Annotated in this window: 2 protein-coding genes; both read left to right on the forward strand. The window is 45.0% G+C overall.

From position 1 onward, the window contains the following. Positions 1–655 precede the first annotated feature (655 nt). Positions 656–2,044, forward strand: a complete 1,389-nt coding sequence (locus tag IQ224_RS22835) for a cation:proton antiporter (RefSeq protein ID WP_004157412.1) — start codon at positions 656–658, stop codon at positions 2,042–2,044. A 582-nt stretch (positions 2,045–2,626) separates the two neighbouring features. Continuing rightward, positions 2,627–3,056: AMIN domain-containing protein (locus IQ224_RS22840; RefSeq protein ID WP_194033530.1), on the forward strand; the 430-nt coding region annotated here is incomplete at its 3' end.

Consider the following 3,056-nt stretch of genomic DNA (forward strand, 5'->3'; position numbering starts at 1 on the left):
TGATATCAGCCAGACTTGGAAACTATCTCATCAAATTAGTCCCCCCATAGAACCTCCTTGAGCCATCTTGCACACTTTTCTCTTTTTGTCAAATTTTATGTTAAGAAAGATGTGACTAATGGATAGCCTTATCAAGGGGGGTATCTGACAATTTTTAACGCCTACCTACTTATTTAGGGCTTGCTGAATAATGGTAAAACCCTTTTAAAATAAGGCTTTTGACCTGTTAAAATCCGATGTTAGTGCAAGAATATAGGATTAAGATCCTCAAAAACCTTGCATTATCCTTCTTTTAGTATATAAACTGGTACAAAAAAAGAGGGCAACAAAGCCTGAAACGACCGGCTACTGACTCATTTCACAAAATAAGCATCTTGTCAAGGGGTCTGCAAAAATTATTTACCAACTGGCGAAAGAAGGGCATGGCGGTGCTAAAGCGATAATTGCGGCGGTAGTCGTCAAAAATAGGATGTGGAGTCAACTATTAGCTATTTTGCCTCCTGTTCACCGATAATAGCAAGTCTGACAATTTATCTGATCCTCACCCAGCCACGGCTGAACCCTCGTAGAAGTTGGACAAGGGGCAAAGTTTAATAGGGAATCACTGAATAGGCCGCCAGCTTGTTAGAGTATTGGGAGTAATTTTGAGCGAGCGATGATACTACAGCCTTTCCTTTCTTCCGCTTGGAGTCCTAATCTTACCCTGTTAGCCTCGGCAGCTACGGCCGAAACTGCCGATAGTGCCTTAGTTTTAGCCTGCGTGCTGCTGAGTTTGACCGTTATTTATTTCGCCTGTAAACTGGGGGGAGAAATATGCGTCCGATTCAACTTGCCTCCCGTGTTAGGAGAATTAGTCGGTGGCGTGATTATCGGGGTTTCTGCCCTAAAATTACTGGTTTTTCCGGAAGGAGGGGCGGGATTCGAGGATTCTTTGCTAATTCATTTCCTAGAATCCACCTCATCCCTCACCCCGGAGCAATCTCCCGCCGTTTTTAGTGCTGCCAGTGAGGTGATTTCCGTCCTCTCGGAATTGGGGGTAATTATCCTGCTGTTCGAGATTGGTTTAGAGTCAGACTTACAGGAATTAATTCGCGTCGGTCCCCAGGCAGCTGCTGTGGCAGTGGTGGGGGTTGCGGTTCCCTTTTTGGTGGGTACTTTGGGTTTAATCTATATCTTTCATCTGGCCACCATTGCCGCTATTTTTGCCGGGGCAGCTTTAACCGCTACCAGTATCGGCATTACCGCCAAGGTTTTAGCAGAAATAGGGAAGTTATCGGCGAAAGAAGGTCAAATTATTATCGGGGCTGCGGTTCTCGATGATATTCTCGGTATTATCGTTCTCGCCGTCGTTGCTTCTTTGGTGAAGACCGGAGAAGTGCAAATTAGCAAAGTAATTTATCTAGTTATTAGTTCTAGCGCTTTTGTGATCGGGGCGATCCTGATCGGTCGTTTTTTAAGCCCCTTTTACGTTCAATTAGTTAATAGCATGAAAACTAGGGGACAATTGCTCTTAGTTTCCCTGATTTTCGCCTTTATTCTTGCCTATATTGCCCAAGTTATCCAATTAGAAGCGATTCTCGGTTCCTTTGCTGCCGGCCTAGTCCTAGCAGAAACGGAAAAGCGATCGGAATTGGCAGAACAAGTGTTCCCGATCGCCGATTTATTTGTACCGATATTTTTCGTCTGTGTGGGGGCAAAAACCGATTTAAGTGTCCTTAATCCCGCTATTCCCAGCAATCGAGAAGGATTAGTCTTGGCCGCTTTCCTAATTGTCGTCGCTATTTTTGGTAAAGTGGTGACGGGGTTGGCCGTTTTCAGTAAGGAAAAACTCAATCGCTTGGCGATCGGAGTTGGCATGATTCCCCGGGGTGAAGTGGGTTTAGTCTTTGCCGGAGTCGGGGCTGCTAGTGGCGCTTTATCCCCCGCTACCGATGCAGCCATTATTATGATGGTGATCTTGACTACCTTTATCGCTCCGCCCCTGTTAAGGTTAGTATTTAAAGAACCCACCGCCAGCCCTCAATCAGTGATCAGTGAGCAGTGAGCAGTTACCAGTGGTAGTGTTAAGTGAGCAGTATTAAGTGGCACTAATAGCGCTGTCTTTTCATTGATAACAAGGTCCGAATCCAAATCCTAATTTGTTAAGCTAAAAGCTTTGATGTACTTAGTTTCGGCTCTTCGTTACTTGTTATGGTTCGATAGGGGGGCATAAATCAACAAAATCTTTATCTGGTAAGGGATTTAATTGATTAGTTCGCTTTAGATAAAAAACAATTGACAAAAATCGCCCAATGTCTTTCTCTATAAGGGTTCCATCCCTTATAACTCCCGTCTATTGCATAAGACAAACCGAAGAACCTTAGTTTCTAACCTTATTTTTAGGTAGGAGAATTGCCAGATTCTTTTTTGGAGCCTCTTGCCTCTTACCTTCAGAAGCTGATAACTGATGACTGATGACTGATAACTGATCAGAAACATAGCAGACCATGCCAACGTCCCATAAGCTTGTTTTTATTGATAGTTATTCTCAGAGCATTAACGGAGCTATGGATGGCAAAAAATCAACAAAATAGTCCATTTTTACCGAAAAAAGGTAATTGATAACTGAGCAACGGGAGCATCGATCGTGAGATTTCATTGGTTATTCCTAAGCGCATTAACTTGGTTGCTGGTGGCGGCCCCTGCTTGGGCTGGCAAGCTCGTCTTTTGGCGATTCGACACCAATGAGAATCGTCTGGTGTTCACTACCGACAATCGAGTGCAACCACGAGCGCAAATGATCACTAACCCCACCAGGATCGTGATAGATCTGCCCGGGATCAAGTTAGGGCAACCCAATATTAACCGGCCTATTGGCAATATCGTCAGAAGTGTCCGTATCGGTCAATTTGATGCGGAAACTACCCGTTTAGTGATTGAATTAGCCCCCGGCTACACCGTCGATCCTCAACAGGTGAAAATTCGCGGAATTTCGCCCACCCAATGGACAGTGGAACTGCCAGAACCCCAACCGATTAGGGAGGAAACGCAACCCCCCGTTACCCCCGATCCCACAC

This window comes from Microcystis sp. LEGE 00066 (assembly GCF_015207925.1).
GTDB classification, from domain to species: domain Bacteria; phylum Cyanobacteriota; class Cyanobacteriia; order Cyanobacteriales; family Microcystaceae; genus Microcystis; species Microcystis ichthyoblabe_A.